Source organism: Stenotrophomonas sp. 93052_Sma, assembly GCF_056481145.1.
Genome location: NZ_CM151134.1, coordinates 4,470,042 through 4,488,229, shown reverse-complemented (window position 1 = coordinate 4,488,229; position 18,188 = coordinate 4,470,042). Strand labels below are relative to the sequence as shown.

Annotated in this window: 10 protein-coding genes and 5 pseudogenes; 6 read left to right on the top strand and 9 right to left on the bottom strand. The window is 68.2% G+C overall.

Annotated features, from left to right (window positions below):
* Positions 1-111: 111 nt before the first annotated feature.
* Positions 112-1,659: an alkaline phosphatase gene (locus ACZK2V_RS20955; RefSeq protein ID WP_486322763.1), complete on the top strand. Its 1,548-nt coding sequence runs from the start codon at positions 112-114 to the stop codon at positions 1,657-1,659.
* Here the strand turns inward: ACZK2V_RS20955 and ACZK2V_RS20950 are convergent.
* Positions 1,656-1,835 carry a hypothetical protein gene (locus tag ACZK2V_RS20950; RefSeq protein WP_132810876.1) on the bottom strand — a complete coding sequence of 60 codons (180 nt, stop codon included), beginning with the start codon at positions 1,833-1,835 and terminating at the stop codon, positions 1,656-1,658. The two genes, ACZK2V_RS20955 and ACZK2V_RS20950, sit on opposite strands and share 4 nt — an antisense overlap.
* 98 nt (positions 1,836-1,933) lie before the next feature.
* On the opposite strand from ACZK2V_RS20950, the gene ACZK2V_RS20945 reads away from it, so the two are divergent.
* Entirely contained in the window at positions 1,934-2,833 is a 900-nt protein-coding gene (locus tag ACZK2V_RS20945) for a LysR substrate-binding domain-containing protein (protein ID WP_486322762.1), read from the top strand.
* A 77-nt stretch (positions 2,834-2,910) separates the two neighbouring features.
* Here the strand turns inward: ACZK2V_RS20945 and ACZK2V_RS20940 are convergent.
* From ACZK2V_RS20940 to ACZK2V_RS20930, 3 genes and pseudogenes are all read right to left on the bottom strand, one after another.
* Positions 2,911-3,626, bottom strand: a pseudogene (locus ACZK2V_RS20940) (ABC transporter substrate-binding protein).
* A 62-nt stretch (positions 3,627-3,688) separates the two neighbouring features.
* A complete protein-coding gene (locus ACZK2V_RS20935; RefSeq protein WP_486322761.1) occupies positions 3,689-5,212 on the bottom strand; it encodes a carotenoid oxygenase family protein in 1,524 nt (507 codons plus the stop codon).
* 25 nt (positions 5,213-5,237) lie between these two features.
* Positions 5,238-5,660, bottom strand: a complete 423-nt coding sequence (locus ACZK2V_RS20930) for a DUF2141 domain-containing protein (RefSeq protein WP_486322760.1) — start codon at positions 5,658-5,660, stop codon at positions 5,238-5,240.
* A 156-nt stretch (positions 5,661-5,816) separates the two neighbouring features.
* Here ACZK2V_RS20930 and ACZK2V_RS20925 point away from each other — a divergent pair, with 156 nt between their 5' ends.
* From ACZK2V_RS20925 to ACZK2V_RS20915, 3 genes and pseudogenes are all read left to right on the top strand, one after another.
* Positions 5,817-6,917: a sensor histidine kinase gene (locus ACZK2V_RS20925; protein WP_486323349.1), complete on the top strand. Its 1,101-nt coding sequence runs from the start codon at positions 5,817-5,819 to the stop codon at positions 6,915-6,917.
* Positions 6,914-7,552: a response regulator transcription factor gene (locus ACZK2V_RS20920; protein WP_486322759.1), complete on the top strand. Its 639-nt coding sequence runs from the start codon at positions 6,914-6,916 to the stop codon at positions 7,550-7,552. The genes ACZK2V_RS20925 and ACZK2V_RS20920 overlap by 4 nt, the downstream gene beginning before the upstream one ends.
* 22 nt (positions 7,553-7,574) lie before the next feature.
* A pseudogene (locus ACZK2V_RS20915) lies at positions 7,575-7,944 on the top strand (VOC family protein).
* 91 nt (positions 7,945-8,035) lie between these two features.
* Here ACZK2V_RS20915 and ACZK2V_RS20910 read toward each other — a convergent pair.
* Positions 8,036-8,873 (bottom strand): annotated as a pseudogene (locus tag ACZK2V_RS20910) (arylamine N-acetyltransferase family protein).
* Between the two features lie 202 nt (positions 8,874-9,075).
* On the opposite strand from ACZK2V_RS20910, the pseudogene ACZK2V_RS20905 reads away from it, so the two are divergent.
* Positions 9,076-11,623: pseudogene (locus ACZK2V_RS20905) on the top strand (methyl-accepting chemotaxis protein).
* A 64-nt stretch (positions 11,624-11,687) separates the two neighbouring features.
* Here the strand turns inward: ACZK2V_RS20905 and ACZK2V_RS20900 are convergent.
* The 4 genes and pseudogenes from ACZK2V_RS20900 to cutA form a co-directional block, all read right to left on the bottom strand.
* A pseudogene (locus ACZK2V_RS20900) lies at positions 11,688-14,206 on the bottom strand (PepSY domain-containing protein).
* Between the two features lie 653 nt (positions 14,207-14,859).
* The gene (locus ACZK2V_RS20895; RefSeq protein ID WP_107433205.1) at positions 14,860-15,423 is read right to left on the bottom strand and encodes a TlpA family protein disulfide reductase; all 564 of its coding nucleotides are present in this window, start codon (positions 15,421-15,423) and stop codon (positions 14,860-14,862) included.
* Positions 15,420-17,801: a protein-disulfide reductase DsbD family protein gene (locus ACZK2V_RS20890; protein ID WP_189720115.1), complete on the bottom strand. Its 2,382-nt coding sequence runs from the start codon at positions 17,799-17,801 to the stop codon at positions 15,420-15,422. Before ACZK2V_RS20890 ends, ACZK2V_RS20895 begins: the two co-directional genes overlap by 4 nt.
* Entirely contained in the window at positions 17,798-18,136 is a 339-nt protein-coding gene (gene cutA / locus ACZK2V_RS20885; protein ID WP_189720114.1) for a divalent-cation tolerance protein CutA, read from the bottom strand. The genes ACZK2V_RS20890 and cutA overlap by 4 nt, the downstream gene beginning before the upstream one ends.
* Positions 18,137-18,188 lie beyond the last annotated feature (52 nt).

Below are 18,188 nucleotides of genomic sequence, written 5' to 3'. Positions count from 1 at the left end.
ATGGCAGTGGGGGCCCAGGAGGATAGTGTGCGGCGGCTGCACGAAGCTGAAATATTGCAACGATATAACGTATCGTCATTGTGGGCCGCCGATGGCCCGACGGGACACCCGATGACTGCACGCATTCCACGCCGCTGGCTTCATTCTTCGTTGCTGCTCGCGCTGGCCGCACTTGGCGGCTGCCAGCCCAATCTGCGCGCCGAGGCTGTTGCTTCCGGCCCAGCGCGCCCGCACAACGTGATCGTGATGATCAACGACGGCGCCGGTTGGGGCACCTGGGACGCCGCCGCCTACTGGCAATACGGCGGCCGCGAAGGGGCCCCGTATGCGGATTTCCCGCAGCGCCTGGCGGTAACCACCTTCCCGTTGAATGCCAGCAGCCAGCCGACCCGCGACAACGCACAGACCCTGGGTTACGACGCGGGCAAGGCCTGGGATGACACACCGGTTCCTGCGCAGGACCTGCCGTTTGCGGGCTACCAGTACCTGGCTGCGGTGGCTACCGACAGTGCGGCGGCGGGTACCGCGTTGTCCTCGGGCATCAAGACCTACAACAACGCCATCAACTTCAACAACGATGGCAATCCGGTCGAGTTCAATACGCTGCGCGCCAAGCGGCTGGGCATGGCCACCGGCGTGGTGACTTCGGTACCGTTCGCGCATGCCACGCCGGCCGCGTTCGCGGCGCAGAACGAATCGCGCAACAACTATCACGCCATCGCGCACCAGATGCTGGCGCAGGGCCACATGGACCTGGTGATGGGCACCGGCGGTCCCGGCTACAGCGTTGATGGTCGCGCCTGTGACGAGAGTGCCGGCGCGGCCAAGGCCGAGGGCTGCGCGAACCCGTGGGAATGGGTGTCGCAGCAGGATTGGCAGCAGCTGGAAGCGGGCAGCACCATTGCCGGCAATCCGTCGGGGCCGTGGCGCCTGATCCGCAGCAAGGAGGCGTTCGCCGCGCTGGCGCAGGGACGGCTGCCGGCCGACCGGCCGCTGATCGGCGTGCCGCGCGTGGCCAACACGCTGCAGCAGGCGCGCCAGCTGCAGGTGCTGGGCAAGGATGCGGCCACGCCTTCCGGTGTGAGGAAGATCGACAGCGTGCCGGATCTTGCGACCATGACGCGTGGCGCGCTGCAGTTCCTGCAGCAGCGTTCGACCAAGGGCCTGTTCCTGATGGTGGAAGGCGGCGCCACCGACTGGGCGGCGCATACCAGTGCCTGCGGCACCGAATGGCACTACGGCCAGTGCAGCGACCAGCCGCAGTACGGCCGGCTGATCGAGGAAACCGTGGAGTTCAACGACGCGGTGGCGGCGGTGGTCGACTGGATCGAGCGCAACGGTGGCTGGGAACGCAACCTGTTGATCGTCACCACCGACCACGACAACAGCATGCCGATGGGCCCGGATGCACAGAACGTCGCCTTCGAGCCGGTGCGCAACAACGGCCGTGGACGCATGCCGGGGATGAGCTTCCGCCCGACCGGCAACCATTCCAATGCGCTGGTGCCGTTGTGGGCCAAGGGCGCGGGCGCGGAGCTGCTGGGCCAGCGCGTGCGGGGCGTTGATGCCGGCTACCGTCAGCACGTGCGCTGGAACGACGGCAGTTACATCGACAACACCGACGTGGCTGCCGCGGTGCAGGAAGCGCTGCAGCGTTAGGGGTGTGCCGGCCGCTGGCTGGCAGCTGCAGGTTTCCCGGTCGACGAGGTTGCCGGCCAGCGGCCGGCACTACCGGGGGCGGTGCTGGGCGTCGGCGACGGGCTGGCCAGCTGGCGTGCCAGCTCGGCGCTGGCCACGTGGCCGTGCAGGAACAACAAGCCGCTGAAGATGTTCATGAGCGTGCCTCCACTTGAGTGGATTGCACGATACGGGCAGCATGGACGGGCAAAAAGCGACATTTCCACAAGCATGCCTTGAGAGGAATTCAAGCCTGATGTCCCGCCCTCCGCTCCATGCCCTGCAGGGCTTCGTGGCTGCTGCCCGGCTCGGCAACCTGTCGCGTGCCGCCGCGTCGATGAATGTGACCGTCAGTGCGCTCAGCCATCAGATGCGGCAGCTGGAAGAACGGCTCGGGCAGCCGCTGCTGATCCGCCAGCCGCGTGGTGTCACCCTCACCCTTGAGGGGCAGCGCCTGCTCGACCAGGTCGGACCGCATCTGGATGCGATCAACGAAGCCTTCCAGCCCTATGCCGCACGTGCCGAGCACGTGTTGACGATCAGCGCGGTGCCGTCGATGGCGTCGGCCTGGCTGGTACCGCGCCTGGGTCACTTCGTGGCCGAGCATCCACAGATCGAGATCAACCTGCAGTCGAGTGAACGCCTGATCGATTTCGAGCGGCAGCGCCAGTTCGACGCCGCGCTGCGTCTGGGCAGCGGGCAATGGCCGGGCCTGGTGGTGGAACCGCTGTTCGACGAGTGGCTGGTGCCGATGGCGAGCCCGGCGCTGATCGAACGCATGGGCGGCATTGACCGTGTGCCGTTGACCCGGTGGCCGCTGCTCGGCGATCCGGACGGCGCGTGGGGCGCCTGGTTCGCGTTGAGCGGGCAGAGCCCGCCGTCGCGTTTCGTGGCGGTGCTGGATGATTCGGAAGCGCACCATCGCGCCGCTCTGGATGGCGTGGGCGTAGCGCTCGGGCGGGTGACGCGGGCGCAGCTGCTGCTGGATTCGGGCCAGCTGGTCGCACTGTCCAGCCAGCGCCTGAAGACCGACTGGCCGCATTGGCTGGTGTACCCGCAGCGCTCGGCCAGCCATCGCGGTTTCCTTGCGTTCCGCGACTGGCTGCATGCGCAGGCCGCCGAGCATGTGCGGCACATGGCAGACGCACATCTATAGCGCCGAGCCATGCTCGACCATTGCATCTGGATCTGTAGAGTCGAGCCATGCTCGACTGCTGGTGCTCGACTCTACAGTCATCGCACCAGCGTGACCGCCTGCCCGGCACGGGCGAACGCTGCCTCAAGCAACGGGCCGGCCTTGATCGCCTCCACTTCCTCGAACAACGCCCGCAATGCATCGGCCGGGCGTGAGGCCGGCGCCGCCACTGCCTGCTGGATCGCGGTGAAACGGCCGGCCAGCACACGGTGGCCGGGATGCGCCTGCGCCCATGCTTCCAGCGGCTGGCGTACACCGGCGGCGGCATCCAGGCGCTGCTGATCGAACAGGGTGATGGCCGCCGCCGAGGTCTCCGCCCGCTCGATCGTGGCATGGCGCAGTTCGCGGCTCAGGAACAGGTCATAGGCCGCGCCACGCCCCACCGCGATGCGCAGCCCCTCGCGATCCAGGTCGGCCACCTGCTGCGCAGGGCTGTCCGCGCGAACCAGATAGGTACCTTCGATCTCCAGGTACGGGGCACTGAAGGCAATGCGGTCGGCGCGTGCCGGATCGATGGCCAGGAAGGCCAGATCCCAGCCGTCTTCGCCTGCTGCCTCGACCACCGAGGCTGCGGCATCGTGGCAGGTGAAGCGAGCCTGCACCCCCATCCGTTGCGCCAATGCGGTAGCCAGTTCCAGTGAGGGGCCGCGCGGTGAGGCGCATCGCCCTGTGCCAGCACCGGGTTGCCCAGGTTGATCGCCACGCGCAGGAAACCGTGTGGTGCCAGCGTACTTCGGTGGTCGGCCAGGGACATGCGGGACTCCACGGGGCAGGGGAGACCCAGCATGCCAATAACGGTGTCCGCGTGGCGTGGAATCAGCCGCGCGCGGCGAAGGTGCCGTGGAAGCCCAGTGGTACCGCATAGGGCAGCCAGGCCTGTGCCAGCGGACCGTCGTCCAGGTGGCGGGCATCGAGCACCGCCAGGCCGCTGCGCTTGTTCACCGGGTCAAGCAGGGTGCCGATCAGCCAGCCATCATCGGCGTTGCGGCTGCCCGGGCGCGGTACGAACACATGCTCTTCGGCCATGATGTCCGCCCCGTAGTTCCAGAGCTGGCGGCGTCCGTGCTCGATCTCGAACGCGGCCACCGCGTTGAAGTACGGCGCAGTGGCCGTGCCGTCGATGGTCGGCGCATACAGCCGTGCGCCACGTGTGTTCGCCGAGCGCGGGTCGAACAACGGGAACTCCATCGCGCTGATGCCCAACGTCTGCCAGTGGGCCTGTCCACGACGCAGGTCCAGATGCAGCTCGACCAGGCTGGCGCCACTGTTGGCCGCGTGTGCGCCATCACCGGCCATCGCTTCCTTCATCGGCGAGCGCGCCTCATTGATGTCGTCGTGGCGCACTGCGCGCAGCACGATGCCGCCATCGCGGGTGAACGCGTCGCCGAAGTGGTAGATCGCCGCGAACGGGGCCTCGAACCATTGCGCCTTGTCCGGCGCATCCTTGGCGACCACCGCGATGCGCACCGGACGCTGCGGTGCGAACTGCATGCGCTCGAAGAAGCTGCCACCTGCGCCGGTGAAATCGAACGGCATCATCACGAACACCAGGTGCTGGTCGGTCATCGCGAAGGCATGCAGGTAGCCATGCTCGGGTGTTTCGATCACATTGGCGCTGCGCAGCTGGCCGTCCGCACCGATGTGCCAGACCAGCAGGCCATGGCCCCCCATCAGGCTGATCGAGCCGAAGTTCCAGAGGCTGCCGTCGCGGTCGCGCAGCGGGTGCGCCGAAAACGGCAGTGCAGCGAGGTCCGGACGCCAGGTCACCGGACCCAGTGTCTGCAGCGAATCGGGATCCACTTCGAACGCCGAGCCGGACTCGCACAGCGCGAACAGGCGGCCATTGATCATGGTTACCGAGGTGTTTGCCACGTTGGCATCGTCGTTGTTTCGAACTGCCAGCGCACCGGGAACGCTGGTGCCGGCAGCCGGATACTGGAAGCGGCCGGCCTTCTGTTCACGGGTGAATTTCGGCGTGGCGACCATACGCCCGTGATGGGTCAGGCTGCCGTCACCATTGAAGCGCCAGCCATGCACCATGCCGTCGCCGTCGAACCAGTGGTCATAGCGGAAGCCATCGCGCTCGGTCCACGCCGGGCCGTTGCGGTACAGCGTACCGGCCAGGCCTGACGGCAGCTTTCCCTGCAACTGCACGGTGGCCGGGCCGAGGCTTTCGCTGCCGACGCTGCGCCAGCCAAGCAGCCACGGGTGTTCCTGCATGCCCTGCGCGAACCGCGCCGGGTCGCCGGCGAAGGCGGGAGCGCCGCGCAGCGCGGTAGCGCCCAGGGCCAGACAGGCACTGCTGCTGAGCAGGGTACGAAGGAAGCGGCGACGGTCCATGGTGGCCTCGGGTATGGATGCGGAATCAGCGGAGGGTGATGTCGATGGCGGTGCCGGCGGCCGGCACCTCGACGCTCGCCTCGTCGAAGGTCGGCTTGCGCATCACCTGCGGGTTGTTGCTGAAGCCGTAGCCTTCCACCGGCATCCCGACCAGGTTGGTGTCGAGCTTGCCGTTGTCGTTCTCGTCGTGGGTGAGCAGCACGGCATAGCTGCCGGCCGGCACGCCCTTGAACGTGAAGTGGGCACTGTCGCCGCTGGGCGCCGCCTGCTGGGCCTGCACGGGCTTGGCCTTGCCGTCCCAGGCGGCGGCGTTGTCGACCAGCGCAACGCGCAGGGTGCCGGTCTGCGCGCGGACGTCGTGCACGGTCACGGCCAGGTCGGCGGCGTGGGCACTGCCGACCAGGGCCAGGGCAGTCAAGGCAGTGCTGAGCAGGGCGGTGCGGATCATGGCAGTGGCTCCGGAAGTGTGTGTGGCGGTGTGGAGCCAGTCTGCGTGGGGCGCTGCACCGGGTTCAGGGCCAGTGGTCATCGATTCGACGTGCCAGAAGTCACTTTCTGCGCCGGACTCATTGCCGCCGGCGTGCGCGGCCGTCAGCATCTGGCCATGCCCAGCCTGTTCCGCCATCTGTTGCGTCCGCTCAGCCTTGCCGGCCTGATCACCGTGCTGGTGGTCGGCCTGTCGTTCGCAGTGCAGCGCAGTGGCGCCGGGCTGAGCCTGCTGTTGCTTGCTGTGTTCCTGCTGCTGTTCGTGGTGCACGGCTGGGCGTCGATGCCATCCCGCGTGCGCGCCGCCGCTGCGGTGTTGCAGGCGCTGCTGGCGGTTGTGCTGGTTGCGCTGCAGCCGCGTACCGGTACCGCCCCGGTGCTGCTGGTGGTGCTGGTTGCACAGCTGGCCGAACACTGGCCGCCGCGCTTCGTGCTGGGCGTTGCGCTGCTGGCCAACCTGGCGGTGTACGCCGTGCTGCGCCACAGCGGCTTCAACCAGCCGCTGCTGGTGGTGCTGCTGTATGGCGGTTTCCAGGCCTTCGCCGCGCTGACCGCGCACTATGCGCGCAGCACGGCGCTGGCCCGCGATGACCTGGCCCGGGTCAACGCCGACCTGCTGGCCACCCGCGCGCTGCTGGCCGACAGCGCACGCGATGCCGAGCGCCTTCGCCTGGCGCGCGAGCTGCACGATGTGGCCGGGCACAAGCTCACCGCGATGCGGCTCAACCTGCGCGCCCTGGCCGCTGACCCTGCGCTGGCCGGCCGCGAAGGGCTGGTGCTGGCCGAACAGTTGTCCGGCGAGTTGCTGGCCGACATCCGCCAGGTGGTGCAGTCGATGCGCGATGATCGCGGCCTCGATCTGGCCACCGCGCTGCATGCGCTGGCCGCACCCTTCCCACGACCGAAGCTGCAGCTGCAGATCGGCGACGGGGTGCGCGTGGCTGACCCATTGATGGCCGAGACCGTGCTGCGGCTGGTACAGGAAGCCCTGACCAACGCCGCCCGGCACGGCAATGCGGACACCGTGTGGCTGACGATCAGTGAAGAGGATTCCCAGTTGCGTATCGATATCCGCGATGACGGCCAGCGCGCCGAACGCATCCGCGAGGGCAATGGCATCGCCGGCATGCGCGAGCGTCTGGCGGCCGTACAGGGGCGGCTGGAGTTGGCCCGAACGGCGCAGGGCGGCATGCATCTGACCGCGCGGTTGCCGGCATGAGTGCCGCCATGATCAGGGTGGCGCTGGCCGATGACCAGGCGCTGGTCCGCGCCGGCCTGCGCGCCCTGTTACAGGGGCTGGGCGTGGACGTGGTGCTGGAGGCCGAGGATGGCCAGGCCCTGCTGGATGCGCTGGATACGCAGCGCGTGGACGTGGTGCTCAGTGACATCCGCATGCCCGGGCTGGATGGGATCGAGGCACTGCGCCAGCTGCGGGCGCGCGGCGATGCCACGCCGTGGCTGCTGCTGACCACCTTCGATGAAAGTGATCTGCTGCTGCGCGCCAGCGAGGCCGGCGCACAGGGCTTCCTGCTCAAGGATGCCGCGCCGGCCGACCTGCGCGAGGGCATCGAACGCGTTGCCGCTGGCGAGACCCTGCTGCTGCCGGTCAGTACCGATCCGGTGCGCGCGCGTTACCGCTTCCACGACGAAGCGCCGCCCACCGATACCTTCGGCGAACGTGAAGTGGCAATCCTGCGCCTGCTGGCCGGGGGCTACAGCAACAAGGAGATCGCGCGCAGCCTGTTCCTGGCCGAGGGCACGGTGAAGAACTACGTGTCCGCCATACTCGACAAGCTGGGCACCCGCGATCGCACCCGTGCAGTGCTGAAGGCGATTACCCTGCGCATCATCTGAGTGGACGTGGCAAGGAATGTCAGTGAACCCGATCCTGCATGTGGAAATCCCGGCCAGTGACCTGGACCGGGCCATCACGTTCTACCAGCGATGGCTGCAGGTTGCGGTGGACGAACCCATCGTGCTGCACGACTGCCGGATGGCCTATCTACCGTTTTCCGATGAGGCCGCCGGTGCCAGCATTGCGCTGGTGCACGGCGCGGACTATCTGCCTTCCGAGCAGGGCGCGCATCTACATCGGCGTCGATGATCTGGATGCCAGCCTCGAGCGTGCGCTGCAGGCCGGAGCCGAGCTGCGCTTCGGCCCGGCCGATGCCGGCGATTGGCGCGTGGCCGAGATCCGCGACAGCGAAGGCAACCGTATCGCATTGCAGGCGCGCACAGCGCCGTAACGTCAACGCTGCGGTGCGCGACGCTGTAGAGTCGAGCTTGCTCGACTGATTTTGACGTCGCCGTAGATGCATCAGTCGAGCAAGCTCGACTCTACAGCGTCGCGGCGCGTGAGCGCTGCAGCCAGTCGTTGATCGCGGGATCCAGCCGCGGGTCGTCCGGAAGCTGGATGCCGAAGCGCTGCTCCAGCACGTCGCGCACGTCACCCACATCATGCAGCGGGCGCTTGTCCGGTGCCTGCCCGGGGCGGTACTCGGTGTAGTTGCCGCTGCCGATGGTGCGTCGCCAGTCCGGCCCGGTCAGTGACGCGCGCAGCTGGCCGGGGAAACTGGAATCGGGATGGGTGCACACGTACCAGTTGCCCACCACGTTGTCGATCGGCGCCGGCGCCTGCAGATCGAAGCGGTACATCGCCCGCCAGCCCTCGCTGGATTCGGCCGACAGCATGAAATCACCGCCGTCTTCCAACCGCTGCAACAGATAGCGTTCGTGCGGGGTGGCCTGCGGCTGCGGGTCATGCAGGCGCAGCGGTACGGTCGGGGTCAGGCTGCCAAAACCGGCATCCACCAGCCAGTCATCGCCGTCCACCTGCACGCGCAGCAGCAGATGGGTACGCGCGGTCAGTTCGCCGTCCTGGGCGGCCAGCAGTACGCGCGCTCAATGGCTGGGCATCGAAGCCCAAGGCCTGCAGCAGCGCCAGCAACCCGCCATTGAGTTCGAAGCAGTAACCACCGCGGCGCTCGTCAAGCAGCTTGCGCTGCACGCTGTCCAGGTCGATCGGCACCGCATCGCGCAGCAGGCAGCTGAGGGTTTCGAAGGGCAGCAGTGCGTTGTGGCGCTGCTGCAGCAGGGTCAGGCCGGCCAGGGTCCGCGGTGGCGGCGCATCCAGCTGCAGGCGCTGCAGGTAGCGGGGGACATCGAGCGTCGTCATGGGGGCACCGGGCGGGGAAGGGGGGTCCACTGTGCTCCCCCAACCGGGGTTGAGGTCAAGCACGGCGGCCGTGTCATGCCCCCGTCGCCTGCACCCGGTACAAAGACCGCGTCCGCCAGTGACGGGGGACGCAGACGAAGAAGGGCCTAAAGTTGCCTTGAATCCGGCCGATACAGGTGCGTCCTTCCGCCTGGAGTCTGTCATGTCGGCCGTTGTCCCCCACCTCCGGTCCCTGCGCACGCGTCTTGCCACGTTGCGCTCGGCGTCCCCCGGCCTGCTGCTGTGGCTGCAGCCGCATCGGCTCAGCGTGGCCAACAAGCTCAAGGCGACCCTGTGGGTCTGTGGTCTGGGCCTGGTGGCGATCGCCGCTGTCTACGCCTGGACTGGCCATGCCAACGCCCTGGCCGCGCGCAGCCAGGCCAGCTACCAGCGCGGCAGCGATCTGGCTGCCAGCCTGTCCACGCGGGTGGCCGAAGCGCGCCGCCTGCAGACCCAGTATGCACGCAGTTTCGATGATGCTGACCGCAGCCAGTTGCTGGCAGCACAGAAGGCCCTGCAGGCTGACCTGCAGGCGCTTCGCGCGATGCCGATGGACGCCGGCCGGCGCATGGCGCTGCAGGTGCTGACCGAATCGGCCGACGCGTTCTCGCAGGGTGTCGCCGCCCTGTTCGAACGGGTCGACGAGATGGGCCGCGGTGAGGCCGGCCTCGCTGCACAGCTGCAGCAGGCCGCCGAAACCCTGCAGGCACAGGTGGATGCGCTGCAGCGGCCGTCGCTGGCGCTGTCCCTGCAGAAGATGCGAAGGCAGGAGGCCCTGCTGCTGCTCGACGGTGATTCCACCCACGCCGACCGCGCCAGCGAGGAAAAGCTGCCGTTCGACCTCGCGCTGGCGGGCTTGCCCGCGGATGCGCAGGACGCCCTGCGCACCGGGATGGATGGCTATCAAGGCGCCCTGCTGGGGTATACCGCTGCCCGCGTCGGCCTGGATGTGGAAGCGCAGTCGCTGCTGGATACCGCCGCGGGCGTAGCGCCGGCGCTTGCCGCTTTCCAGCAGGCGCAGGTGGTAGCGCTGGCCAAGGCGCAGGCGCGCCAGCAGGTCGGCGCGCACGATGAGCGTGCTGTTCGCACTGACCCTGCTGCTGGTGGCCGGCGTGCTGATCACCAGCCTGGTGCTGGTGCTGCGTGCGGTGCGCCAGCCGATCCAGGACACCCTGCGTTTCGCCAGCGACATCGCCGACGACCGCCTCGACACCACCCTGCGCGTCTACAACGCCAACGATGAGATCGGCCAGCTGGCCCGACGCCTGGTCGACATGCAGCAGCGCCTGCGCGCGCGCATCGAGACCGAACGTGCTGTGGCGCGCGGCAACACCCGGGTGCGCCAGGCGCTGGACAGTGCGCAGACCGGGCTGATGGTGGTCGATGCCGAAGGCCTGGTGGCGTACGCCAATCCGGCGCTGCTGGAGCAGCTGGAACGTCAGGGCGATGAGCTGGTGGGGAGCGATGCGGTACGCCTGCATCCGGCGCTGGCCAGCCTGGCTGGCGTGCGACAACGCGAAGAACGCGAGATCGGCCATTGCGGTGTGCGCTATCAGCTGGTCGCCAATCCCATTGTCGACGAGGGGCATTTCCTCGGCGTGGCGGTGGAATGGCGCAGTCGCGCGCTGGAAACCCTGCTGGAAACCGAAGTGGCAGCCCTGGTCGACGCGGCCGCGCACGGTGACCTGCACGGTCGCATCGCGCTGGAGGGGAAGCAGGGCTTTGTGCGTACGTTGTCGACCAGCATCAATCGTCTGTTGACCACCTTCGAGACCAATCTTGGCGATCTGCAGGCGCTTCTGGCCGCGCTGGCCCGCGGTGACCTCAGCGTGCGCATGGAAGGTGAACTGCAGGGCGTGTTCGCGCGCATGCGCGATGATGCCAACGCCACCGTCGCGCAACTGGGCCGCATCGTCACCCGCATCCAGCAGGCCACGTCCAGCCTCGACACCGGTGTTGGTGAGATCGTCGCCGGTCACCATGATCTGTCGCAGCGTACCGAACAGCAGGCGGCCAACCTGGAAGAGACGGCAGCGTCGATGCACGAGCTGACCGACACTGTTGGCCGCAATGCCGATGCCGCGGGCCGTGCGGATGCGCTGGTCAAGGGCGCGGCGGCAGTGGCCCAGCGCGGCGGCGAGGCGGTCGGCCAGGTGGTGGCAACCATGCATGGCATCAGCGAAGCCTCACGGCGGATCGGTGACATCACCCAGCTGATTGATGGCATCGCCTTCCAGACCAACATCCTCGCGCTCAACGCGGCGGTGGAAGCGGCGCGTGCCGGAGAGCAGGGCCGCAGCTTCGCCGTCGTGGCTGCCGAAGTGCGCCTGCTGGCACAGCGCAGTGCGGAGGCGGCCAAGCAGATCAAGGGATTGATCGAGGATTCGGTGACGCGTGTCGGGCAGGGCAACCAGCAGGCCGAGCAGGCTGGCACCACGATGGGCGAGATTGTCGGCAGCGTGCAGCAGCTGGCGGATCTGCTGGCCGGGATCCGCAGCGCGTCGCAGGACCAGCATGCCGGCATCGCCCAGGTGAACCAGACCATCGTGCAGATGGAGGCCAGTACACAGCGCAACGCCAGTCTGGTGGAAGAGGCGGGGGCCTCGACCGCGCAGATGCAGGCGCAGGTGCATGCCCTGGCAGAAGCCGTGGGCGCGTTCCGTCTGCAGTCGATGCCACAGGCGCGCGGTGGCCTGATCCCGCTCCGGTAGTGCCGGCCGCTGGCCGGCACCGTCGATGATCCTGCCGGCCAGCGGCCGGCACTACCCTTGTGGCTCAGTACACGTCGCGCCGGTAGCGCCCGGTCTCCAGCAGCGTTTCCACAACCTCATCGCCCAGCGCAGCGTGCAGCACCTGGTCCACGCCTTCGGCCATGCCCTGCAGCGAGCCGCAGACATGAATCACCGCACCACGCTGCATCCATTCGCGCAGCGCATCGGTGGCGGCATGCAGGCAATCCTGCACGTAACCACCTTCCCCATCGCGCGAGAACGCCAGGTCCACCCGCGCGAGATGGCCATCGGCCTGCCACGCTTCGATCTCGTCGGCGAACAGGAAGTCGTGCGCGCTGGCGCTCACCGAACAGCAGCCAGTGCCCGTGCTCGCCTGCATGGGCAGCTTCGCGCAACAAGCTGCGCAGACCCGCGATGCCGGTGCCATTGCCGATCAGCACCATCGGCACACCGCCAATGCGATGGAAACCGGGGTTGCGATGCACACGGGCCACGATGCTGGCACCGACCGGGGCATGCAGCGCCAGCCAGCCCGAGCCCAGCCCGGCTCGACCCGACAGGTCATGCACCAGGCGCACCACCAGTTCCACCACTTCATCACTCGTGGAGGAGGCGATGGAGTATTCGCGTCCGGGCAGCGTTGGCAATCCGGACAGCCACAGGCAGGCATCCTGCACCGCCAGCGCGGCGTCGGCCTCGGGCAGCTCGCGTTCACTGGCCAGCGCCAGCAGGGTGCGTGGGTGGCCGTCCACCAGCAGCGGCTGCAGCGGATCCAACCCCTGTGCCTTCAACACGGCGCTGGCGTGCCGTGCGTTGTGCCGGGGCGCGATATGCAGGATGTCGCCCGCCTGCCACTGCACGTCGGCCGGTGGCGCAAGACGGATGCGCCAGATGGCACCACCGATGCTGCCCGGATTGAGCCGGTCGCGGCCGAGCAGCCGCCACTCATGCATCTGCGTGGCCGCCGGCAGTACGCTGTCATCGGTGACGATGCCGGTCAGCGCGCCCAGCTGCAGCTGCCATTGGCGCAAGGCCGCTACCGAGGCGGCATCGACTTCGACGCGGTCGAACAACGGGCGCGCCGTTGCCGAGCAGCCAGCCATCAACCTGGCGACCGAAGCCGCAGTAGTGCGGGTACTGTCGGTCACCCAGCGCCAGCAGTCCAAACTGCAGGCCTGACAGGTCGAGTGTCTGTGCCATCAGCCGTCGTGCAGCGCCTCGCGCCGCATCCGGTGGCTCGCCGTCGCCGAAGGTGCTCAGTACCCACAGCACCTGCGCGGTGCGTGCCAGCTGCGCGGCATCGACGCGAGCCAGTGGCAGCACCTGCACCGCATGACCGGACGCCTGCAGCTGCGCGGCGGCGCGCCATGCCAGTTGTTCTCCCAGTCCACTCTGGCTGGCATGCACCACCAGCCACGGCGTACCACCGCCATCGGCAGGCGTTGCTGGCAGCGACTGGCGCAGGTCACGCGCGGCGCGCTGGCTGCGGCGGCGGTCCAGGTAGAGCATCCAGCCGGTGATGAAGAACAGGCTCATGCCCAGGCTGCTGAGCATCACCACGACACGCCCGGGCACGCCGAAGTAGCTGCCCGAGTGCAGCGCGAACACGCTGGTGGCCAGCTGCGCGCCGGCGCCCTGGCGCGCATAGGGGCGGGCATCGAGCGTGGCCCCCGTGCCTGGGTCCAGCTGCAGCAGATCATGCGCGCGGTCATGCTGGCCGCCGCGCTGCGACGGATCACCGGCCATCACCCGCACGTTCAGTGCCTGCCCCGGCTTCTCCGGCAGGCGCAGGTCGATGTAGCCGGTGCGCACGCCGGGCAGTGCGTACAGCGTGGCTTCGATGCGTTCCAGGTTCAGGGCGGCGTCGGTGGCGACCTTGTGCTTGGCGGCCGGTGCGACGCCCAGCAGGGTGTTGGCGGCACTGCGATACCAGTCGAACGACCACCACAGGCCGGTCAGCGCACTCATCAGGTAGATCAGCAGCACCCAGGTGCCGACCACCGAGTGCAGGCTCCACAGGAAGCCACGGCCGCTGCGTTTCCATTCCACCGCCAGCCAGCTGCGCCAGTGCCACCAGCGCCGCGGCCAGCGCAGGTAGAGCCCGGACAGGGTGAAGAACAGCAGCGCGATGGCACAACTGCCGGTGATCCATTTGCCGCGCTCGCCGGCGGCGAGGTGGCGATGCAGATCCTCGACGAAATCGAAGAACGCCTGCCCGCGCAGGGCGCTGAAGCGCTCGCCGGTGTACGGATCGAAGTAGACCCAGTGTTCCTTGCCGCCAGCGAAGCGCGCCACCGAGGGCCGTTGCCCGGTGGCATCCACGCGCAGGCGTTGCAGGGGGCGATCACTGCCGGCCTGCAGCAGCGGCACCAGTTCGCTGAGTTCAAGCGGAAGCTGGCCGTCGGCATGGTGCTCGGCGATCTCGGCGAAGCCGGGATTGGCCGCCCGCAGCAGTTCATCCTCGAAGGACAGCACGGCGCCGCTGAGGCCCATCACGGCCAGCACGGCACCGGCGGTGATGCCCAGCAGCCAGTGCAGTTGGAACAGGACGTTCTTGAACATCGAAGGAGGAGGGCCTGGAAGGCTGCCGCCCGCATCCTGCGCAACAGCAAATGAGAATTAGTCGCGGAATTCTCCGTGGCGCCCCGGCTGCGGTCAAGCAGGGGATATCGGCCGGGCGGCGCCCGGCACCCGCGGTAGTGCCGGCCGCTGGCCGGCAACCTCAGAAGCAACAGCCGAAGCAACAGCCGAAGCAACAGCGGGTTTCCTGTGAGGAGGCGGGGTGGGTCCGGTTGCGGGGGACGGCGTGAATACGTCCATGTAGCCTCGGTCGCGCCATCCATGGCGCTCACGCCCCCTCAACCGGACCCACCCCGCCTACGACAGTTTCCTGCGATCTGTCGGAAATACTTTTGGGGTCAGATCCGTTTTCCGCAGGAAAACGGATCTGACCCCGGAATTTCATTCGATATCTGACAGATGTGTCGACCAAGGTCGACACCTACCAACAGCCGCGAAGATCTGTCAGAGGTGGGGCGGTGTCGGAGTGCGGGGTGTCAGCCGCATGGATGCGGCTGCCAAGCTTACAGGGATGTACTTGCAGCGTCCCCGCACTCCGATACCGTCCCGCCATCCCACGGAATGCCCGCTTTGGCTTTGGCTGTTGCCGTTGCATTGAGCAGGGTGCAGGGCTGCAAGCCCTGCAAAAAACACCCTCACTTCACCCAGCTGTCGATCTCGCCGTGGGCGAACGGCCCCAGCTTCGCCTTCACCAGCCGGCCCTGTGCATCGAACAGCACGCTGTAGGGCAGCAGGCCCTGCGTATTGCCCAGCTGCACGCTGGCATCGCGTGGCCCGGGTGTCTCGATCACGATCGGGTAATCCACCGGTACCCGCTGCAGGAAACCGCGCACGTCTTCCGGCGTATCCAGCGCCAGGCCAAGAACCTGCACACCGTTATCGCCCTGGGTGTGGGCAAAGCGCGCCAGTTCAGGCATTTCTTCAACGCAGGGCGCGCACCAGCTGGCCCAGACATTGATCAACAGCGGGCGGCCGGTAGCGTGCTGGCGCAGGTCCAGCGGTCGGCCTTCAAGATCGGGCAGCGACAGCGCGGGCAGGCTGTCGCCGACCTGCAGGGCGGGTGCCACCGCCGCCACCGCAGGCGCCGCTGGCATGGCCTCAGGCGCAGCCGGCGCGGGAGCCAATCGATGCCCGGCCCACAGGCCGAGGCCGGCGGCCAGCACCGCTGTCCACAGCAGCGCTGGCCGTTGCCATTTCATCGTGCGGTGCGCAGCAGCGCTTCCTCGACCACCGCCTGGGTCAGCAGGGTCGGCAGCACGGTCGGCGGTGCGCCGGGGCCGTACACCACGTACAGCGGCACGCCCACGGCCTTGTGCTCTTCCAGGAACGTGGTGATCTGCGGATCGACGTTGGTGTAGTCACCGCGCATGTACACCGCGTTGGTGCGCTTGAGCAGTTCCTTGAACTCTGGGCGCGACAGCACGGCGCGCTCGTTGGCCTTGCAGCTCACGCACCAGTCGGCGGTCATGTTCACGAACACCACGCGGTTGTCGGCGCGCAGGCGATCCAGCAGCTGCGGCGAGTATTCGACCACGTTGTCAGTGGCCGCCTGTGCGGCACGCGCCGGCGCTGCCAGCTGGGTCACGCCCCAGGCCGGAACCAGTGCACCGATCGCCAGCAGCACGCCGAGCAGGGTGACGGCGCGCGAGCCGGTCCAGCGGTTGCGTTCAAACAGCCACAGACCGAAGGCCAGCAGCAGCAGGCCACCCAGCACCAGCGCCATGCCGTCCACGCCGCGCTGCTTGCCCAGCACCCACAGCAGCCACAGCACGGTGGCATACATCGGGAAGGCCAGCACGTGCTTGAGCGTTTCCATCCACGGGCCCGGCTTGGGCAGGCGGCGCGCCAGCGCCGGCACGAAGCCGATCAGCAGGAACGGCAGGGCCAGGCCCAGGCCGAGGAACAGGAACACGGTCATCGCCTTCAGCGGCGGGGCAATGAACGCGTAGGCAATCGCGCCGCCCATGAACGGGCCGACGCAGGCACTGCCGACCACGCAGGCCAGAGCACCGGTGAAGAAATCACCGGCCGGGCCACTGCGGCTGGCCAGCGACTGGCCGAGGTTGCCGATGCCGCCGCCCAGTGTGAACACGCCGGACAGGCTCAGGCCCACCGCGAACATGATGTAGGCCAGCGCCGCCACCACGCCCGGGTGCTGCAGCTGGAAGCCGATGCCGACGGCGTTGCCGATCGCGCGCAGGCCAACCATCAACGCACCGATCACCGCGAACGCGACCAAGACGCCCAGCGTGTACCAGAGGGCATGGCTGCGCGCGCGCTGCGGGCTTTCGCCACTCTGCGCCAGGCTCAGGACCTTCAGCGACAGGATCGGCAGCACGCAGGGCATCAGGTTCAGTACCAGGCCACCGGCCAGCGCCAGCAGCAGGACCCATACGAACGAACGGTCCGGATTCGGCGTGGTCACCGGCGGTCGCGTGCGCAGCGCGTTGTCACCCTGTGCATCGGCGGCGAACTCACTGCTGGCGGTGCCGTCACCTGCAGCAGGGGCCGTTGCATCCGTATTGGGCACGGTTGGCAGCAGGCGCAGCGGCGCGCCGTTGGCGGCTTCGCGTGGCGCGCCGTTGGCAGCGGGCAGCGGGCTGATCACCTCATTGCGCGGTGGCGCCTGGTCGGCACTGCTGCTGACCTTGCCGGCCGGAATGGACAGCTTCACCCGGCGGGTCATCGGCGGGTAGCAGATGCCATCGGTCTGGCAACCCTGGAAGGTCACCACCAGAGTGCTGTCGACCGCATCGGCGATGGAGCGGCGCAGCGGCAGCGGCACTTCCACCTGGTTGAAGTACACCGAGACATCGCCGAAGTGTTCGTCGCGATGCGACTGTGCGGCAGGCCAGCGCAGCTTGTCGGCCAGCACACCGGTACTGCCGTCCAGCTTCACCGAAGTGCGGTCGCGATACAGGTAGTAGCCCGGCGCCGGGCTGAAGCGCAGCAGCAGGGTATTGCCGTCGCTGGCGATGGCGTCGAAGCCGAACGCCTGCTCCGACGGCAGCGGCAGCGCCTGGCTGTTGCTGGCCGCGCCCGGCAGGCGCAGGCCACCGCTGTTGCCGGCACCGGCCAGCGGGTTGTTGAACGGGCTTGCGGCACCGGTACGCGCGGCAGGCACCGTGGCCGCCGCACCGGCGCCCGGCAGGGTGACCTGCACCACGCGCTTCTGCGGCGGGTAGCAGACACCGGCATCGGCGCAGCCCTGGTAACGCACTTCCAGGCTGATGGTGCCGGCGGCGTCGGTCGGCGTGCCGGGCAGGGTGGCCTGCAGGCGTTCGCGATAGGTTTCGACTTCGCCGAAGAAATCGTCGTGGTGCTTGTCGCCCTTGGGCATCTGCAGCGCGCCGGCATTGAAGGCCGGATCCGCCTTGACGCTGGTGCGGTGGCGATACAGGTAATAGCCCGGTGCGATCTTGAACTGCAGCTGCACCTGGCCCCGTTCGGGGGCGCTGGCGGTCAGCGCGAACGCCTGGTCCACCGGCAGCAGGTCCTTCTCATCCAGCGCGAAGGCCGGCAGCGAGAGCCACAACAGGGCGCACAAGGCGGCGCCACGCGCAAACAGAGTCTTCAATCAGTGTCCTCCCGGGTCTGTGCCCGGATCCAGTCCAGATACGCCGGCAGGCCGGCCCGGGTTTCGACCGCAATGCACTCCGGGAGTTCATACGGATGCAGTTCGACGATCCGGGCAATCGCGTCATCGACGCGACTCGCGGTGGTTTTCACCAGCAGCTGCAGCTCGGCGTCGGTGGTCACCTCGCCCTGCCAGCGGTAGGTCGACTGCGCGCCATCGAGGCGGGTCACGCACGCGGCCAAGCGCTCGCCGACCAGCGCGTGCGCGATGCGCTCGGCACTGGCCCGGTCCGGGCAGGTGGTCAACAGCAGCAGGACGGAATCGACGGTCGACATGACCGTCGAGTATAGGGCCGCCGCCGGGTCAGGGCCCGGCGGCGGCAGTGGA

Excerpts from the sequence above, each read along its gene's own strand:
- ACZK2V_RS20930 (WP_486322760.1), bottom strand. The coding sequence starts at position 5,660 with ATGATCCGCACCGCCCTGCTCAGCACTGCCTTGACTGCCCTGGCCCTG.
- ACZK2V_RS20895 (WP_107433205.1), bottom strand. The coding sequence starts at position 15,423 with ATGAAATGGCAACGGCCAGCGCTGCTGTGGACAGCGGTGCTGGCCGCC.
- cutA (WP_189720114.1), bottom strand. The coding sequence starts at position 18,136 with ATGTCGACCGTCGATTCCGTCCTGCTGCTGTTGACCACCTGCCCGGAC.
- ACZK2V_RS20920 (WP_486322759.1), top strand. The coding sequence starts at position 6,914 with ATGAGTGCCGCCATGATCAGGGTGGCGCTGGCCGATGACCAGGCGCTG.
- ACZK2V_RS20955 (WP_486322763.1), top strand. The coding sequence starts at position 112 with ATGACTGCACGCATTCCACGCCGCTGGCTTCATTCTTCGTTGCTGCTC.
- ACZK2V_RS20945 (WP_486322762.1), top strand. The coding sequence starts at position 1,934 with ATGTCCCGCCCTCCGCTCCATGCCCTGCAGGGCTTCGTGGCTGCTGCC.
- ACZK2V_RS20925 (WP_486323349.1), top strand. The coding sequence starts at position 5,817 with ATGCCCAGCCTGTTCCGCCATCTGTTGCGTCCGCTCAGCCTTGCCGGC.
- ACZK2V_RS20935 (WP_486322761.1), bottom strand. The coding sequence starts at position 5,212 with ATGGACCGTCGCCGCTTCCTTCGTACCCTGCTCAGCAGCAGTGCCTGT.
- ACZK2V_RS20950 (WP_132810876.1), bottom strand. The coding sequence starts at position 1,835 with ATGAACATCTTCAGCGGCTTGTTGTTCCTGCACGGCCACGTGGCCAGC.